8 protein-coding genes and 3 pseudogenes are annotated in these 15,726 nt (G+C 32.5%); 7 read left to right on the forward strand and 4 right to left on the reverse strand.

Translation table 11 applies throughout. The features are described 5' to 3' along the window. Together MHB70_RS11070 and bla are read left to right on the forward strand one after the other, a co-directional pair. Complete coding sequence (locus MHB70_RS11070) at positions 1 to 2,136, forward strand: peptidoglycan D,D-transpeptidase FtsI family protein (RefSeq protein ID WP_061530549.1); 2,136 nt, start codon at positions 1 to 3, stop codon at positions 2,134 to 2,136. A 220-nt stretch (positions 2,137 to 2,356) separates the two neighbouring features. Beyond that, a complete protein-coding gene (gene bla / locus MHB70_RS11075; RefSeq protein ID WP_061530550.1) occupies positions 2,357 to 3,283 on the forward strand; it encodes a class A beta-lactamase Bla1 in 927 nt (308 codons plus the stop codon). A 7-nt stretch (positions 3,284 to 3,290) separates the two neighbouring features. Here the strand turns inward: bla and MHB70_RS11080 are convergent. Continuing rightward, positions 3,291 to 3,380 (reverse strand): annotated as a pseudogene (locus tag MHB70_RS11080) (undecaprenyl-diphosphatase); the annotation flags it as partial. A gap of 605 nt (positions 3,381 to 3,985) precedes the next feature. Here MHB70_RS11080 and hblC point away from each other — a divergent pair. The 5 genes and pseudogenes from hblC to MHB70_RS11105 form a co-directional block, all read left to right on the forward strand. Next, entirely contained in the window at positions 3,986 to 5,305 is a 1,320-nt protein-coding gene (gene hblC / locus MHB70_RS11085) for a hemolysin BL lytic component L2 (RefSeq protein ID WP_000791006.1), read from the forward strand. A gap of 61 nt (positions 5,306 to 5,366) precedes the next feature. Then, positions 5,367 to 6,596, forward strand: a complete 1,230-nt coding sequence (gene hblD, locus MHB70_RS11090; protein ID WP_080119703.1) for a hemolysin BL lytic component L1 — start codon at positions 5,367 to 5,369, stop codon at positions 6,594 to 6,596. 27 nt (positions 6,597 to 6,623) lie between these two features. Then, positions 6,624 to 7,757 carry a hemolysin BL binding component B gene (gene hblA / locus MHB70_RS11095; RefSeq protein ID WP_001063465.1) on the forward strand — a complete coding sequence of 378 codons (1,134 nt, stop codon included), beginning with the start codon at positions 6,624 to 6,626 and terminating at the stop codon, positions 7,755 to 7,757. A gap of 556 nt (positions 7,758 to 8,313) precedes the next feature. Beyond that, a pseudogene (locus tag MHB70_RS11100) lies at positions 8,314 to 10,922 on the forward strand (putative mucin/carbohydrate-binding domain-containing protein). A 392-nt stretch (positions 10,923 to 11,314) separates the two neighbouring features. Beyond that, positions 11,315 to 11,416: pseudogene (locus MHB70_RS11105) on the forward strand (DUF2179 domain-containing protein); the annotation flags it as partial. Between the two features lie 532 nt (positions 11,417 to 11,948). Here MHB70_RS11105 and MHB70_RS11110 read toward each other — a convergent pair. From MHB70_RS11110 to MHB70_RS11120, 3 genes are read right to left on the reverse strand one after another with little or no spacing between them, the layout of a single operon-like run. Further along, a complete protein-coding gene (locus tag MHB70_RS11110) occupies positions 11,949 to 13,076 on the reverse strand; it encodes a Ger(x)C family spore germination protein (RefSeq protein ID WP_061530677.1) in 1,128 nt (375 codons plus the stop codon). Continuing rightward, positions 13,073 to 14,176, reverse strand: coding sequence for a GerAB/ArcD/ProY family transporter (locus tag MHB70_RS11115; protein WP_341343686.1), 1,104 nt, complete (start codon positions 14,174 to 14,176; stop codon positions 13,073 to 13,075). The genes MHB70_RS11110 and MHB70_RS11115 overlap by 4 nt, the downstream gene beginning before the upstream one ends. Further along, positions 14,163 to 15,671, reverse strand: coding sequence for a spore germination protein (locus tag MHB70_RS11120; RefSeq protein WP_000055710.1), 1,509 nt, complete (start codon positions 15,669 to 15,671; stop codon positions 14,163 to 14,165). Before MHB70_RS11120 ends, MHB70_RS11115 begins: the two co-directional genes overlap by 14 nt. Between the last annotated feature and the right edge of the window lie 55 nt (positions 15,672 to 15,726).

A 15,726-nucleotide genomic window follows, 5' to 3' on the forward strand; every position in this document is an offset into this window, starting at 1 on the left:
ATGAAAAAACAAAAAGAAAAGAAGCTGCAGACATATATATCTATACGATTGAATATAATGTTCCTTTGCATATTTCTACTATTCTCAGCCATTATTATGCAGCTAGGAAAAGTACAAATCGTTGAGGGAGAGGCTTATAAGAACCAAGTGGAAAGCAGTCAAAATGAAACAACTAGTATACCCGTTCCACGTGGACAAATTCTAGATCGAGAAGGGAAAGCAGTCGTTAATAATAAATCTCTTCGCACAATTACGTATACAAGGGTGAAGGGGATTACGAGTGAAGATATTTTAAAAACAGCAAAAGACTTGGCGAAAGTACTTGAAATGCCCGAACAAGATATAAATAAGTTAACCGAAATCGATAAAAAAGATTTCTGGATGCAGTTGAATAAGAAACGCGCGGAGACAAAGGTTACTAAAAAAGATATAGAAAAGTTTAAAGAAAAGGGAATAGAGGGAAAAGAGTTAGATAAAAAAATTGATGACTTAAGACGAAGTCGCGTTACAGAAGTAGAATTGGCAGAATTAACAGCACAAGATTTAAAGGTGTTAGCTATTAAAAGCAAAATGAATGCAGGTTATCAATTGACACCACAAATTATCAAAAAAGACGTAACAGATGAAGAGTATGCGCGGATAAGTGAAAAGCTTGAGGAGTTTCCGGGAGTAGATGCAACGGTTGATTGGGAACGTAATTATGTAAATGGTAATTTATTTCGTTCCGTGTTAGGTAATATTACAAGCAGTGAAGAAGGATTACCGAAAGAAAACTTAGATTCTTATTTGGTACGTGGATATAACCGTAATGATCGTGTAGGAAAAAGCTATATTGAACAACGATATGAAGATGCATTACACGGTACAAAAGAAGAAGTGAAAAACATTACTGATAAATCCGGAAATATTGTTAGCACAGAAATAATCTCTAAAGGAAAAAGTGGTAATAGTTTAACATTAACGATTGATATGGAATTACAAAAAAAAGTGGAAGAAAGTATAGAGAAAAACTTGAGAGCTTTTAAGAGTTCAGAGCCACTGTTGGACCGAGCTTTTGTCGTCATGACGAATCCAAATAATGGACAGATTTTATCTATGGCAGGCAAAAAGATTGTAGAAAAAGAAGGGAAAATAGAGATTGAGGATTTGGCTTTAGGTAACATGACAACTTCGTATGAGCTAGGGTCAGCTGTAAAAGGTGCTACTTTATTAACTGGATATGAGACAGGGGCAATACAGCCAGGAGATCAATTTTATGATGCACCGATGAAATTTAAAGGTACACAAGCTAAGAAATCGTGGAATGTATCTGGATTTGGTAATGTAAATGATTTAAGAGCTTTACAAGTATCTTCGAATGTATACATGTTCCAAACGGCTTTACAAATCGCAGGGGTTAATTACGTACCAAATGGTACGTTGGATATTAAACAAGAAGCATTTGATACGATGCGCTATTATTTTAAACAATTTGGTTTAGGTGTCCCAACAGGTATTGATTTACCGAATGAAATAACCGGACAAACGAGAACGGTAGATAGTCAACCTGGGTTTTTACTAGATTTTTCTATCGGTCAGTATGATACGTATACGCCATTGCAATTGGCACAATATATTTCAACAATTGCGAATGGCGGTTATAGAATGCAACCTCAAATTGTACAAGAAATACGAGAACAATCAATAAAAGAAGAAGAGGTTGGCAAAGTTATACGCTCTATAGAGCCTGTCGTATTAAATCGAGTTGATATGAAGACAGAACATATTGATCGGATAAAAGAGGGGTTTAGATGGGTATTCCAAGAAGGTGATGGAACTGGCGTGAAACATTTCAAAAATGCTCCATATAAACCAGCAGGAAAGACAGGGACAGCTCAAACTGTATATGGAGGAGATGATCCAATTGGTAGAAATGCAAAAGGAGAACGTATGGAATGTTACAATTTAACATTAGTTGGATATGCTCCATATGATAATCCAGAAGTAGCATTTTCTATAGTAGTCCCATGGCTTCATGATGATAAAAGTGGAATTAATTCTATAATTGGAAAGGAAGTTTTAGATGTATACTTTGATTTAAAAAAGCAACGTATACATGGTGAAGCTACTAATACAGATAGTTCTAAGCAAAATTAGAGTACTTTTCTCAGGGAAGAGACCCTGTTTATATAAAGCCATTTATAAGTAAAAAAATGAAATGTGAAATAAGAGATAGCGGCGATCATAGCTACTATCTCTTATTTGTTAATAACTCTCATACTAGCTATAAATTTTTTTCGGTTTATGGAACAAATTTGGTTCCGTGATTGTCTATTATGTGTACGTATAAAAAGGTGCTGAAAATTTGAAAGGAATGATGATTTTGAAAAACAAGAGGATGCTAAAAATAGGAATGTGCGTTGGTATATTAGGTTTAAGTGTTACAAGTCTAGAAGCTTTTACAGGAGGGGCATTGCAAGTTGAAGCGAAGGAAAAGACTGGACAAGTGAAACATAAAAATCAGGCGACGCATAAAGAGTTCTCTCAACTTGAGAAAAAATTTGATGCTCGATTAGGTGTATATGCGATTGATACTGGTACAAATCAAACAATCTCTTATCGACATAACGAAAGATTTGCCTTCGCATCAACCTACAAGGCTTTAGCGGCAGGAGTATTACTACAGCAAAACTCAATTGATACATTAAATGAAGTCATAAAATTTACGAAAGAAGACTTAGTGGATTATTCACCTGTTACAGAGAAACATGTAGATACTGGAATGAAACTAGGAGAAATTGCTGAGGCTGCTGTTCGTTCAAGTGATAATACTGCAGGGAACATTTTATTTCATAAAATAGGCGGACCTAAAGGATATGAAAAAGCGCTTAGACAGATCGGGGATCGGGTTACTATGTCTGATCGCTTTGAAACAGAATTAAACGAAGCTATTCCAGGAGACATTCGTGACACTAGTACAGCAAAAGCAATTGCTTCGAATCTTAAAGCTTTTACGGTCGGAAATGCACTTCCGGCTGAAAAACGTAAAATTCTTACAGAGTGGATGAAAGGAAATGCTACAGGAGACAAACTTATTCGTGCAGGCATGCCAACTGATTGGATAGTTGGGGATAAATCAGGAGCTGGAAGTTACGGGACACGAAATGATATTGCTATCGTATGGCCACCAAATAGAGCACCTATTATCATCGCAATTTTATCTAGTAAAGATGAGAAAGAGGCTACCTATGATAATCAACTAATTGCAGAGGCAACTGAAGTGATAGTAAAGTCTCTTAAATGATAATTCCTCAATTCTTTATGTAACGTAATTGAAAATATGAACCTAGAAAGCGATTCTTTTTCATGTGAAAAGAATCGCTTTTTTGTATTCCTAGAATGAATAGTAAGTATATAAGCAAAAATTATTATTTCATGGATAATTTATCCCCTAAAGTGCATGAGGGGAGTTTTCTCCTGTGATGTTCGTAGTAACAAAAATATTATTTATACGATAATAATATTTTTGGCGTATGTATGCTAGTTACTCCTAGATGGATATGTAATTTTACATATCCATCTAAAAGACACATATGCGTCAATCACTATTAAATTATATTAAAATCATTTTCGGATGAGGGATTCATATAGGTTTTAGGGAATAAAAGGATTTTTATGTTTAATTATCATAGTATAATTATTTCACTTTATGAAATGAAATTTGGATTTAACTTTTTTAAATATAATATTTTATAATTTGAACAATGAATATCTGAAAAATCAAATTTAATAAAAGCGATTTTCTGGTTTACTTATGAAAAACATAGTGTTTAAAATGAGGGGGAAGTAAGGTCCTTATATTCTTTCAAAAATAAATAAAAAACGAGATGTAATTACTTTTTTGAAAAAATCTCAATCCTCAAGTATGTGTGAAGAAATCCTAACGTTATGTTGTACAACATTTACGATTAAAACTGTAAAAAACAATAGTGAAGAGGTGTACGGAATGAAGAATAAAATTATGACAGGATTTTTAATAACATCAATCGTTACTGGAGCGACTATTCCTATCAATACTCTCGCAACGCCAACCGTTCAGGCAGAAACGAAACAAGAAAATATAGATATTTCCTCAGCATTACGAAAAATAGGTGCACACTCCAAATTAACACAAACCGTTATAGATGGAGCCTTAGCAAATCCGAATGTGCAACTTGAAGAAGTTCCATCTTTAAATACAACTCAATTTCTAATTAAACAAGATATGAAAGAGTGGTCATCAGAACTATATCCAAAATTAATTCTACTAAATTCAAAAAGTAAAGGATTTGCAACCAAATTTAATAGCTATTATCCAACATTAAAAGGATTTGTAGATAATAAGGAAGATAAAGAAGGGTTTTTAGATAGACTGGAAGTTCTTCAAGATATGACTATAACAAACCAAGAAAACGTGCAACGTCAGATTAATGAGTTAACAGATCTTAAACTACAGGTAGATAAGAAACTGAAAAATCTTGATACAGATGTGGTAAAAGCACAAAGTGTACTTAGTTCAGAGGGAACAGGAAAAATAGACAAATTAAAAAATGAAATGCTAAATACCAAAAAATCAATTCAAAATGATTTACAGCAAATAGCATTATTACCAGGAGCTTTAAATGAACAAGGGCTAAAGGTATTCCAAGAAATTTATAGTCTATCAAAAGATATCATTGAACCGGCTGCTCAAACCGCAGTAGTGGCGTATAACAAAGGAAAAGAAATAAACAATGCTATTGTAGAAGCAGAGAAGAAAGCAGAGCAGGAAGCAACAGAAAAGGGAAAATCAGCTATAGAAATTGAAGCTGCAAAAAAAGAAGCACGTGAAGCGATAGAGAAAAGTAAAAAAGGTGAAATTGCTGCAGCTGCAGTTACAAAAACGAAAGAGTATGATCTTATGAAAGTGATTGATCCCGAAAAAATTAAAAAAACATATAGTACCTTTGCCGAAATTAATAAACTAACAGCAGAGCAAAGAGCATATTTAAATGATTTAGAGAAACAAAATCAGAAATTATATGAATTAACAACTAAATTAACAGTAGCAGATTTACAAAAATCAATGATTCTTTTCATGCAAAATGATTTGCATACATTTGCTAATCAAGTAGATGGGGAAATTGAGCTAATGAAACGTTATAAAGAGGATTTGAATTTAATAAGTAATAGTATTACAAAATTATCGACTGAAGTTGATACTAATAACACTCAGTCTCAAAAAGATACATTAAGACGACTAAAAAATGTAACAAATCAACTCGAAGAACAAGTTTATAAATTTTAATATTAAGAAATTAAATTTAATAAAAAATTATAATGCAACTGAAAATAAGGAGGAGAATCAAATAATGAAATTTCCATTTAAGGTCATAACTTTGGCCACGTTAGCAACGGTTATAACTGCTACGAATGGTAGTACTATTCATGCACTTGCACAAGAACAGACAGCACAAGAACAGAAAATAGAAAATTATGCGTTAGGACCTGAAGGGTTAAAGAAAGTGTTGGCTGAAACAGGCTCTCATATTCTTGTAATGGATTTGTACGCAAAAACAATGATTAAGCAACCGAATGTAAATTTATCCAACATTGAATTAGGTTCAGGAGGGGGAGAATTAATCAAAAACATTCACCTGAATCAGGAACTGTCACGAATCAATGCAAATTACTGGTTAGATACAGCGAAGCCAAACATTCAAAAGACAGCACGTAATATTGTAAATTATGATGAACAATTTCAAAATTATTACGACACACTAGTAGATACTGTAAAAAAGAAAGATAAGGCAGGCCTCAAAGAAGGAATAGGGGATTTAATCGGTACAATTCATACAAATTCAAATGAAGTTACGGAAGTTATTAAGATGTTAGAAGCTTTTAAAACAAAGTTGTATACAAATACTGTAGATTTTAAAAATAATGTTGGAGGTCCAGATGGACAGGGGGGATTAACGGCTATATTAGCGGGAAAACAAGCGTTAGTCCCACAACTTCAGGCCGAAATTGAGAATTTACGTTCTACGCAGAAAGCACATTTTGATAATGTATTAGCCTGGTCAATTGGTGGTGGATTAGGAGCAGCTATTTTAGTTATTGGAACGATTGCAGGAGCGGTAGTAATTGTTGTGACTGGTGGCACAGCGACACCAGCTGTTGTTGGTGGTCTAGCAGCTCTAGGGGCAGCTGGTATTGGTTTAGGAACAGCAGCTGGTGTTGAGGCATCGAATCATATGAACTCCTATAATGAAATTTCGAATAAAATTGGAGAATTAAGTATGAAAGCGGATCTAGCTAACCAAGCAGTTATTTCACTTACTAATACAAAAGACACTTTAACATATTTGTATCAAACAGTTGATCAAGCAATTATGTCTCTAACAAGTATTCAGCAACAATGGAATACAATGGGAGCAAATTATAAAGATTTATATGATAATATCGATCAAATGCAAGAACATAAACTTTCGTTAATACCTGACGATTTAAAGGCTGCAAAACAAAGTTGGAATGATATTCATAAGGATGCAGAATTCATTTCAAAAGACATTGCATTTAAACAAGAAAAAACAAACTAAAAATATATATGTATAGGAGGAATTAAAGTGAATAATAATTTTCCATATAAACTACTTGCTGTATCGACGTTTTTAACTCTGACAACAACTACTGTAGTTTCTCCAGTAGCAGCTTTTGCAAGTGAAAGTAAAATAGAACAAACGAGTGCTGAAGATATATCTCTTTCTGTAAACAGCGAAAAGATGAAAAAGGCTTTGCAAGATGCTGGGATATTTGCAAAATCCATGAATGATTACTCTTATTTGTTAATTAATAATCCAGATGTTAACTTTGAAGGAATTGATATTAAAGGATATACAAATCTACCTAGACAAATTCTACAAGATCAAAAGAATGCTAGAGAGCATGCTTCAAAATGGGATTCACACATAAAAAAACAACTTTTAGATACACTGACGGGGATTGTAGAGTATGATACTAAATTCGACAATTATTACGATACATTAGTAGAAGCGATTAATGAAGGAGATGCAGATACATTAAAAGAAGGCATTACAGATTTACAAGGTGAGATTAAACAAAATCAAGCATATACACAGAATTTAATACAAGAACTAGCTAAGTTAAGAGATAGTATTGGAGAAGATGTTCGAGCATTTGGAGGTCATAAATATATCTTGCAATCGATTTTAAAAAACCAAGCATCTGGAATAGATGAAGATGAAAAACGCCTAAATGATGTTTTAGAGCAAGTAAGACATTTTAAACAAGTAGAATCAGATGGAATAATAACTGTATCAGTTCCTTCAATCCCTACATGGATTGCTGGCGGTATTATGATAGGGGTAGCAAGAGATAATTTAGGTACGTTAGAGCCGTTGTTAGCACAATTACGTCAGACTATAGACTATAAAGTAACGTTAAACCGCGTAGTTGGTGTTGCGTATAATAATATTAATGAAATGCACGATGCAATTGGATCCGCTATTAATGCTCTTACCTATATGTCTGCACAATGGCATGATTTAGATTCTCAATATTCAGGAGTGCTTAGTCATATTGACAAAGCGTCCCAAAAAGCAGATCAAAATAAATTTAAATTCTTAAAACCAAATCTGAATGCAGCGAAAGACAGTTGGAAAACATTAAAAGCAGATGCGTTTACATTAAAAGAAGGTATAAAAACATTAAAAATGGATCCTGTTTCTTCAAAAAAATAGGGGAATACGGTTTTTGTTTCAATGGCATTTATACAGTCATAAAATGATTTTTTGTTCTTTATAAATTGAAAAGACAGAGGTGTAATTGGGCCTCTGTCTTCTATTTTTATTGAAATATTTCTTAGTGTAGTGAAGGCTCTTACATTAAGAGTAAATAAATATATGTATAACTCTATCCTATATGTAAAAAGTAGTTATACAAGTTTAAACTTTTAAGGTAAATGATTTTTATGAATTTTTCCATAAATAATAATCTATGATTAGTAAGCTTTATATTCTTATTTTACTAATTGAATACTTTTATACAATTAGATGGAAGTTAACAATACTGAATCAAAACATAATAGGTTGTTATTGATGAGTTTATCGCAAAGTTGTTATTTTATGTGTCATCAAATAACATTTATAAACAATTAGAAATAAAGAAAAGGAGATTAGTATGAGAAAAAATAGAGTATTAGATACAACATAAATAGCGTAAATAATTTTTGGTGTAAAAAAATAATAAATAAAATAATAATCCTTACATGCACTAAGGAAAAATGAGGGAGATAATATGGGGAATAATTCAAAATATAAAACTAGAAAAATACTTGCAGCTACTGCTACAGTAACTATGCTTGCGACTGGAATGATTTCTTCATCGGATGTCTTTGCAGAGGAAAGGCAGCAGCAAAAAAAAATATCAACATCACTGCAAGAAGAAAAATCAGTTAAATTAGAAAATAGAACATATACAGTCCCAGGAAAAGGGGATGTTGAGGCACTAAAACAACAGGAAAGAAAAAGTATGGCATTTAGCCCATATGAACCAACTGGTTTATATGCAAAGCCAAATGAACAAATAACGATAAATGTAGAAGGAAATCAAAATATTCAAGCATACATTGGAACGTATTCGTATGATGCTTCTTGGAGAGAAGATTCTAAAATAAAATCATTTACATTAAAACCTGGTACAAACACAATCCAATCTCCAAATGGGGGGATGATTTATTTTTATAATAAACAACAAGGTGGCACTATTCGAACAACAGTCACAACAGGTGGAACGACTACTCCTTTCTTTGAACTAGGCAAGCATACGAAACAAGATTTAATAAACATGCTGGACCAATATCCAAATGCACATGCAGTGGAGTTAAAAGGAGAACGTGTATTAATTACGGCCAGCCCGGCACGTGTTAAGAGATATTTGTTAGGTTCTAATACAGATCCTGTACAACTCTTAAAAAAGATGGATGAAGCTACTCGAATTCAAGACAAAGTGGCTGGATTATCTGAAGAACAAGTAGATAAACATTATATTCATTACGTAGAAGAAAATCATTCTCCTGATTATTATATGTATGCAACTTCTTATCGAACCGCATATGTAGGAGACGCAATCCAATACGTGTTAGATATTAATAAATTTATAAAAGATGGTTGGGGTCCATGGCATGAGGCAGGGCATTTGAGACAGCAATCACCTTGGAAGTTTTATAATATGACAGAAGTACAAAATAATATTTACAGCCTTTCTGTAGAAAAAGCATTTACATCTAATCAACCTTTTAGATTACAACAAGAGGGTGCTTATACTAAGGCATTTCAATACTTAGAACAATCTAATAAAAATTATGATGAAATTAGTGATGCTTTTGTTAAGCTTGTTATGCTTTGGCAACTACAGTTAGCATATGGAGAGGATTTCTATCCTAAATTGCATCAATTGTATAGAGACATGCCTTCAAATGAACTTCCACAAACTGATGAAACTAAAAAACAATTATTTATGATTTCAGCATCAAAAGTAGCTAAACAAAATTTGATTCCTTTCTTTGAGAAGTGGGGATTACGTCCAAATAACGATACCATTCAAAAAGTGACTGCATTAGGATATCCAGTTTTAACAGCAGAAATTTGGAAGGGTACGGATTCTAATCCAATTAAACCAGATATGCCTAATGGAATTAATATTTTAGAAGGAAAACAGTTTGCATGGTCACTAAAAGGAATTAGTGATTTCGAGTTTGCTAAAATCAATTTCAATAAGTCGACAGAAGAAATGCAAGTTGACTTAAAAACAGGCGTACCACATTATTATTTTAATGAAACATATGCGAGTATTAAAGTACAAAATGCATCAGGGAAAGTGATATACAAGAAAGACATTTATGGAAACAAACAACAAAGTGCTGAATCGCAAAAAGTCCCAGTCAAAATAGGAGATTATATTGAGTTAACACATCTAGAAGGTGTGCATAGAGCTACTCTCATAAATGTAGATAATAGTAAACAAGAGAGCTTTGGAAAAAAAGCAATGTATGAAGTTACAAAAGAGGGCTTGAAAAAAGTAAAAAAATGCCAGAAGTAACAATTTTAGATGGAAATCAATTTGCATGGTCACTAAAAGGAATTAGTGATTTCGAGTTTGCTAAAATCAATTTTAATAAGTCGACAGAAGAAATGCAAGTTGACTTAAAAGCAGGCATACCGCATCATTATTTTAATGAAACATATGCGAGTATTAAAGTACAAAATGCAACAGGAAAAGTAGTATACAAGAAAGACATTTATGGAAACAAACAACAAAATGCTGAATCGCAAAAAGTTCCAGTCAAAGTAGGAGATTATATTGAGTTAACACATTTAGAAGGTGTGCATAGAGCTACTTTCACAAATGTAGACAACAGTAAACAAGAAAGCTTTGGAAAAAAAGTTATGTACGAAGTTACAAAAGAAGGCATGAAGAAAGTAGAAAAAATGCCAGAAACAACGGTTTTAGACGGAAATCAATTTGGTTGGTCTTTAAAAGGATATAGTGATAGAGAAATCGCAAAAGTAGATTATAATAGGGCAACTGAGAAAATGCAGGTGAAGTTAGAAGCAGGCGTACCACATTCTTACTTTAATAATACGTATGCAAGTATTAAAGTACAAAATTCATCCGGTAGTATTGTGTACAATAAGGAAATAGTGGGAAATAGACAACAAACTGCCGAAAGCCAAACCGTGCCCGTAAAAGTGGGAGATTACATTGAGTTTACCCATATAGAAGGGGAAGCAGTAAAGGAAAAGACACGCGCTACACTTATTAACCTTGAGAATAATAAACAAGAATATATAGGCAAAAAAAGAACCTATCAAGTTACTTCAACGGGATTAAACAAAATAGATTAACATGAAGAACATTTAAATTATTAGTAAGAAGCCAAATAGTCGTTCATTATGAACGGCTATTTGGCTTTTGGAGCACTTTAAGTTTAAGTGTAAGCAATAGAATAAATATAATGCTTATACTGGCATGGATGATGTTGTTATTAATTGGAGGATTATTTCCAAAAAAACGAAGTAGTACAAAGAAAACGCTAAAGTTTGAAGCTGTTTATTATAAACGAAAAGGGAATTAAACGGATAGTTGGTTTAAATAAATATAAAACTAGTTAAGTTTGGATAGATACATAGGGTAAACTGAATTTATAAGAGGAAAAATAGCTAAAAATTATGTTGGAGAATAGAGCAATGTCTAGGAGCTATAAATTTGAGAAAAAAGAAACAGAATAATAAGGTAAATGAAGGAACTTATTCATGAAATTGATGAAAATGCCTTTGTCACTGTATATGATGTTGCGGAAGTAAAAGGAGAAAACTTTAAAAAGCAAGATATCCATTAAGGGTATTAACAAAGTTAAATATTTTATACATAGTTGATTATTGAAAAAGATGAAACCCACATTTAGATAGAAATCTGATACGTAATAAGGGGGACAACAGTAAGGCATAAGGGCAGTACTTTTTGTTTTTTAATAATTGATTATTATTTTTTGTAACTTTTTATGGATATGATATCTGATAATAATTAGTTATTGATATAGAAAAGCAAGAAATTTGAAATAATCTAAGGGGAAAAGTAATAAAATTTAATTGATAACAGGATAGGATATTTAAACTAACAATGATTTATTAAAGTCACATTAAACGAAAACATTATGCACAAATATGTTAATGTGTATCTATTATATCAAGGTACATAAAACAAAAACTAAGATATTCGTACGAACTCGAAAAGCTGAAATTCCTTAATTTAGGAATTTCGGCTATTATGTCATGGAGTTACAATTGGAATGGAATCTGGCATATATACTGCACTAGAGTTAAAAGTTCTTCAGTTCCTTAAATTAGAAACTTGTACTTGAATAGGCTAGTCTAATTTCTAATGGTCCCAGTATCTTTTATTTTGACGTGTGTCTTTACATTTATTTTAGCCTCTGCTAACGCTTGCAACCAATCTTCTTTTCGTTTTTTCCACTCTTTATATTGAAATGCTCTAGCATATAGGGATAATCCGATTGGATCAATTTTATTCTGCTGTATTTCATTCAACATATTTTGTAAATTCTTATTAATTTCTTTTTGAATAGCACTTTCTAAATTATTTATATTTTTTTTATTATCATAATGCTCCTTAATTAAATTCACATTGGTTTTTTCTATTAAAGCTACATTAGCATTTATATGGAGATTAAATACAAACTTTCCGTTTTGAAAATTAACATCCACCTTCCGTGTCGCATTTTGTACCAAGATAGAAGTGTTTGGTTTTTTGTTGGATTTTTTAGGAGGAAGCACAAGGTGTAGTATCATTCGGCCGCTATTTTTCGACTTATTTATAAGATTGAAAAATTTAACGTCTTTTTTAGGGATATGAGTTAAATATTTTCCTTGTCGATTTAAAAATGCAATGCCTACTGTGTCGATTTCATTCTTTGTTTTCTTGATAATCGGAACAGTTTGTGTCATTCCTTCTTCATTTCGTTCTCTCATTAATTGTTGAATTGTAGAAGAGACGGATTGATTATTTTGAATTGAAGATTCAATTACACCATTTATATAAGATGGCAGTGATGGTTTACTAGGCTTATGAACTTTAAAAATTTCTTCTGTAGGTCCATCTACAAGTACTACTTTAGCATTAATGGTAGCGTAAGGATCACGGTAAGAAGAATCAAGTTCCTGTAACCAATTTGATTCTTGTGCTAATTTTTTCCCAATTAAAATAATTTCAGCTTTTGAGGCTGTCATATAGCCCGTTAACTTCGTATCTATCTTACTGAATCCATTATATACAGTGGATGCCTGTGTCCAATGCTCTATAGTACTTTGTTGCTGTTTATGATGAAAGAGTGGGATGCTTGTGCCAACTTTTATGTCTCCATTAGGGGTTCTATCTAAGCCAATTAATAGGATTAATGAAACCTTCTCAAGAGGAATTCTCTGACTACAACCAATCAAATATACACAACAAATTACAATCCATATCCATTTTCGAATCAAAGTTGTTTCCTCCTAGTAACCCAAGCAAAAAGAATGCTGTAAGCGAAAAATAAGATTGGTAATAGAATAAAGAAAATGATATTTAAGATATCCATAAGAGAATATATAAATAAATATTGATCCACATTTGGATTTAGAAAAATAAATAAGCCGACTATTAATACCATAAAACCAACCAACGCCCAATTGCGAGCGTTTTTTTGAAGTGAAATGGTCACAGACTCAAAACTGAAAAATAAATATGGATATATTGTAGTGGAAAATACAATTAAATAGTAAGCGATATATATAATTTCTAATCGTTCTATGAAAGAAAAACGAACTCCTTTTAACAGATGAAATACTGGCCAAATTACGTCTTTTATCCCCTCAGGACTAAAGTATATATAAGAAAGAATAGTCACATAGAGATAGAAAAACATGCTTCCAGTATTCGCTATTAGTAGTCCCTTTATAGCTTGTTGTTTTTTTTGTAAGAATGGATATATATAATATGCAATTTCTAAGCCGGCATAAGGGGTAATGGTTTCTTTTGTTGCCTTTACAATAGGGTATAAGCCATCTTTAAAAATAGGTAGTAGATGTAAAGGAGCATACATACTCTTTAATGAAAAAAGAAGAAATAGTGGCATCCAAGTAGTGAAGAAGAAAACAAGCATAGAATAACTAGTAAGGGCCCTTAACCCACTTAGGGCTAAAATAATAAAAGGCAATAGTAATAATATGGTGATTTGATAAGCAGGAGTGGAAGGGAATATCCACACTTTTACAATATCAGTTGCCTTTAATAAAGTATTAAAGCCAGCAAAAAATAGATAAAAAGCATATAAAAGAAAAAAAATTGTCCCTAGCCATTTACCAAAGTATGTTTTTAAAATCTGTGAGAAATTTTTGTTAGGATTTTTTTGTAACATTAATATAGTAAATACGCCAATTATAGAAGTAGTTATCCAACCCAGAATGATAGAAATCCAGCCATCTGTGCCAGCGGTAGTAGCAAGTGGGCTCGGCATAATTAACATACCTGAGGCTAGTTGCAGTGAATGAATGAAAACAATAAATTCAAATAAAGTTATGTTTTGGAATTTAAGATTCCCCATGCGAACCACCTTCTTTTTTCTTTTTTTGTTTCGGCTGTCCAGTACTCGAGCGGGTGGTGATCATAGAAATAGGAAATCTTACAAATGAATCTTTTAACTCTTGGAGACGAAATGGTGCTATTGGCAATCCGTATGGTGAACCATAGGAAGTTAGTGAAACAAAATGAGCAAATAAGAGCATTAATCCACTAACAATGCCTACAATGCCATAAAAGTATGCCAATAACATCATTGGAAAACGAATAAGGCGTATAGAACTTGATAAATCGTAATTAGAAACAATAAATGATGCAATGGCTGTAATAGATACGATAATAACCATAACGTTACTCACAAGACCAGCTTGAACAGCCGCCTGCCCAATTACAATTCCTCCAACGATCCCAATAGTTTGTCCAATTGGTTGTGGTAAGCGAATACCAGCTTCACGTAGCATTTCAAGTGTAATTTCCATTATAAATGCTTCCAGCAGGGGAGAAAAAGGGACTTTGACTCTTGACGTTGCAATAGAAGTGTATAAATCTAAAGGAATGATTTCAAAGTGAAAAGAGACGATAGCAATATAAATTGCGGGTAAAAAAATCGCTATAATAAAACCAGCAAATCGTAATAAACGAAAAAACGATGCAATGAGCCAATGAATATTATAATCATCGGGGGTTTGAAAAAATGCAATTAAATTCATTGGAACAATCATTGCACCAGGGGATCTATCCATTAAGACTGCTACTTTTCCATCAAGGATATGATTTGAAATCGCGTCTGGGCGTTCGCTTAAATAGGCCTGTGGAAAAGGAGTCCAATTTTGATCTTTTGTATAATTAGATAGTTCTCCAATGCTCAATACCGCATCCGTTTTAATATTACAGATTCTAGTTTCTATTTCTTGGACTACGTCTACGCTTGCTACATCACCTAAGTAAATTAAATAGACTAAAGAAGTGGCTCGTTCTCCAATCGTCAGCTTTTTGATTTTTAACTCTGTAGAAGGAATATATCGACGAATTAGGCCTATATTTTTTGTGGCATTCTCAATAAAACCATCATGTGAGCCTTTAATAGTAACTTCTGAAATCGGTTCTTGAATGGATCTCTCTGCCCAGCCTTTTGTATTTATTAGAAGTGACCGCTTTTCTCCCTCCATAAACAGTACACATTGACCCTCAAGTAATCCTTCTTTAATTTCATTCCATGTATATACTATTTTGGTATGAGTAGCAATAATATTAGAATTAAATATTTGACTGTCTTCCTTTACTTCTTGTAATAATGGTGTAACAACATTGCTTTTTAATGCGACACCATCTGTAAGGCCTTCAAAATAATATAATAAAATATTCGTTTTTGTTTTTAATTGCAAAGGATGTTCAATCAAATCTGCACTAATATCAAAGATGTTATTTAGTGTATCTTTAAGTCTTTGTAAGTTACTCGTTTGGATCTTTTCAATGGTTTTATCTGTCTTCGTTTCTAAGGTCTCTTCATTTAAGGACAAAATTGACACCTCTTTAATATATAACGATTAGTTGTATTTATTATTTTTATATGAT

This window comes from Bacillus sp. FSL M7-1020 (genome assembly GCF_038050415.1).
GTDB lineage: Bacteria > Bacillota > Bacilli > Bacillales > Bacillaceae_G > Bacillus_A > Bacillus_A toyonensis.

Bases quoted from the DNA above. Each gene is read 5' to 3' on its own strand.
- MHB70_RS11070 (WP_061530549.1), top strand. From the start codon at position 1: ATGAAAAAACAAAAAGAAAAGAAGCTGCAGACATATATATCTATACGA.
- bla (WP_061530550.1), top strand. From the start codon at position 2,357: ATGATTTTGAAAAACAAGAGGATGCTAAAAATAGGAATGTGCGTTGGT.
- hblC (WP_000791006.1), top strand. From the start codon at position 3,986: ATGAAGAATAAAATTATGACAGGATTTTTAATAACATCAATCGTTACT.
- MHB70_RS11115 (WP_341343686.1), bottom strand. From the start codon at position 14,176: ATGGGGAATCTTAAATTCCAAAACATAACTTTATTTGAATTTATTGTT.